Here is a 3,152-nt window from a genome sequence, read left to right as displayed (position 1 = left end):
GGAATTCCGTTATGACGCCGATGGAACCCGTGTGCTCAAGCGAGGCCGTTATGGTGAAGTCATCTATGTTAATGAAAATTATGCCGTGCGTAACGGGGCCATTCATACTAAGCATGTTTTTGTTGGAAACACCCGGATTGCGACAAAGCTGAAACTCCAGCAGGTAACGAGAAGTCCGCAAAAGACGACGACTATTCAGACGGCAAGCACAACGGCTATAGCCACCACAACAGCCCCTGCGGCTAATCAAAGCGCGCAAGACAGTCCAGTGGCGCAGCGGCAAGCACAGCAACCCGTTGTTCAGGAGACGGTACAATTTGCAGACACACTCCCCGGCAATGGAAAAGGTAAAGGGCAGGGATTAGCAAAAGGGAAAGTGGCTGCAACGCCTCCCGGACAGGCGGCAAAACAAACCAGTGTAATACATCAGCAGGCAGTCAGCGCTGCGCCCACAGGGGGCACGACAGATACGGCACTGCCCGGAAAGTCCGAAAAAGGCCTTGAAAATGCGCTCTCCCGTGGAAATGGTCAAAAGTCCGGTATCTATCGAAGACTGAGTAAGCTGGGTTATGTGGTAACACCTGACGGGCAGATAGTTCCTGCCGGAAACTTACCACCCGGCGGTGGTGGCGGCACGCCTCCCGGAGGCGGTAATGGCGGAGGAAATACGGGTGGTGGACAAGGCAACAACACTTTCGAAGAAAAAGCGGTATACTATTATCATACGGATCACCTCGGCAGCAGCAACATCATCACTGATGCGGCCGGTGATATGTACGAGCATATGGAGTACTTCCCTTACGGTGAGGCCTGGGTAGAGGAGACTAAAAGCGAGGTCTATTTTCCTTACAAGTTTACCGGGAAAGAGCTTGATCCTGAAACAGGGATGTATTACTTTGGGGCAAGGTATTATGAGCCGAGGATAAGTGTATGGGTTAGTGCTGATCCGATATTAAATCTATACCTTGATCGAAATGGGGGAATAAGTGGGGTTTATTACCCTATTAATCTTAATCTATATGGTTATGCTGGAACCAATCCTGTTAAATTTATCGATCCAGATGGCCAAACTATTAAATTGGCGCCTGGTTTATTAAAGGCCCAAAAAAAACAAGTTCTTAATAATCTACAGGCATTAACAGGTGATACTTTATTTATTGATGGTAATGAAATAAAAATTAAAAGTCTTGGAAAAAAAGAAGCCGGAGGAAAAGGTAAAGTTATGGGAACTCGTTTGATTCGTCGGATGAGATTATCACCAAAAACTGTAACAATAGATGTTGTTTCAGGAGGAGGTAACAAAGAGTTTGATTTAAATCCAACAGCTGCGACAAATGGTACAGGTTCTGATACGGGGGTATATTTTGATACAACATCGAATCCACCTATTAAAACGTTAGACCCAACTACTGGGAAGGTTAGCCCCAAAAGAGGTCGTCCAAATTCTATTGGATTAGGGCATGAGATGGTTCATGCTGACCGTTCTATGCGTGGGAAAGCCACTCCATACAGTACAATGGATACACACACATATACTGATAGTGCCGGTAATCCTGTCACTCAAACTGTTCCTGCTGAAGAATTAGCAACAGTTGGATTAAAAAATGTACAAGCTGGTGATATTACAGAAAATAATTTAAGAAAGGAACAATCAATTGACTTAAGGGGGGCATATTGAAAATAAGATTTAGAGAATTACTTATTATAGGATGCAGTATATTTGTAGCGTGTCAATGTACAACAACCAATAGTGATAAACCTGTGCTGACATTAGAAATATTTTCACCTGGAGGAATTGAAGAAGTTTACGTTATTACTATAATGAGAGATAGGTCTTATAATGTTGTTTTTGGTTCTCTTAAGTTTCAAGAAGGGGGAAAAAAAGAATTTTCTAAAGTAATTGCCAAAAGAAAGGGTAAAATTTCTCAAAATGATTGGGAAGTATTGCAAAAACATATGAAAGAAGTTGAAAAATTAGGTTTTTCTAAATCTGATACTATTGTAAAGGATGCATGGAGATTACTATTAAAAACAAAGTCTAGTGAATATGAGGTATTCTATGAATATCCTAAGCATATTCCAACAAAAGTTTATCGTTTAATTTTAGAGATTATAAAGCTTTCACCTATGAAAATTGATCTTCACGGATGGGCTTGATTGTGCTCCTTTTCCTGCTCTAAGCAGGAAAAGGCACAGGCTTACAACTATGGGGCAAGAAAAGGGGACAAGAAAAGGGGACAGATTTATTTAATTGAAAAAAATCTGTCCCCTTTTCTTAGGAGGTATTGGGGCTAAAGCAGAAAGAAGTGCACAAGGTAGCCCTGTACAGTCTAAGAAAGATTTTGTAGGCAAAGTAATTCCGGGAACCGGGAAATCTATAGGGGATATGTTGAAAGGTATTGATTTTAAGAGAAAAGGGCCACTCTTATCGAAAGACAATTTGTCAATTGATATGGGAGGGGAAGATACAGTGGTAGAGGCAGGTGTAAGCATACCTTTTATGGATGTCTCTATAACTATGAATTTATCAGAACTTGAACGCACAGTTAAGCCCTCAAGCCCTCCAGACTTTAGAAACGGAGAACAATTACCAACTTTCGATAACTATAAATAAATATAAAAACTAAAGAGGAGATAATGAAAAATATATATATAGGGATTTTTTTATTGTTTTTTTTAATACTACCTTTTATTACTTTGCCATTTGTGGATGTTCATTCAGGAAAGGTCCCATCAAATCATCCAATTATTTATCTTATAATCATTGCAGTGTTTTGTGGATTAATATTGTGGTTTTGGATGTTTTTTGACCTCATTGTAAAGCAAAAGCTGAAATATAAATTGCTATGGGGAATAGCATTTATTACATTTAACTGGGTTACGGCTATTATTTACTTTCTAAGTGTTTACATTCCTCGGAATAAAACAATGCGAACATTAGAAAAACATTAGAAGAAGAAAAGAGGTTCTCTTTTAGGTCTACCCTCTTCACTGTGAAGGGGTCAGGGTCAGGCTTGCAACTATGTAGATAACCCCGACACGGGCAATGTGGAATACAAATATGATGAGGCAGGCAATCTCACCGGGAAAATAACGCCTAACCTGAGAGCCGATTCGAAATCGATCAAGTATATCTACGACTATAACCGGCT

Annotated in this window: 4 protein-coding genes; all 4 read left to right on the top strand. The window is 40.5% G+C overall.

Translation table 11 applies throughout. From position 1 onward, the window contains the following. On the top strand, positions 1 to 1,678 hold a 1,678-nt coding region (locus OEV42_21465; protein ID MDH3976839.1), incomplete at its 5' end, for a M91 family zinc metallopeptidase. Continuing rightward, a complete protein-coding gene (locus OEV42_21460; GenBank protein ID MDH3976838.1) occupies positions 1,675 to 2,157 on the top strand; it encodes a hypothetical protein in 483 nt (160 codons plus the stop codon). The genes OEV42_21465 and OEV42_21460, both read left to right, overlap by 4 nt. 94 nt (positions 2,158 to 2,251) lie before the next feature. After that, positions 2,252 to 2,614, top strand: coding sequence for a hypothetical protein (locus tag OEV42_21455; protein ID MDH3976837.1), 363 nt, complete (start codon positions 2,252 to 2,254; stop codon positions 2,612 to 2,614). A 23-nt stretch (positions 2,615 to 2,637) separates the two neighbouring features. Continuing rightward, positions 2,638 to 2,952, top strand: a complete 315-nt coding sequence (locus tag OEV42_21450) for a hypothetical protein (GenBank protein ID MDH3976836.1) — start codon at positions 2,638 to 2,640, stop codon at positions 2,950 to 2,952. Positions 2,953 to 3,152: the final 200 nt, after the last annotated feature.

Source organism: Deltaproteobacteria bacterium (genome assembly GCA_029860075.1).
GTDB lineage: Bacteria > Desulfobacterota > JADFVX01 > JADFVX01 > JADFVX01 > JAOUBX01.
This window is presented reverse-complemented; position numbering and strand designations above follow the sequence as displayed.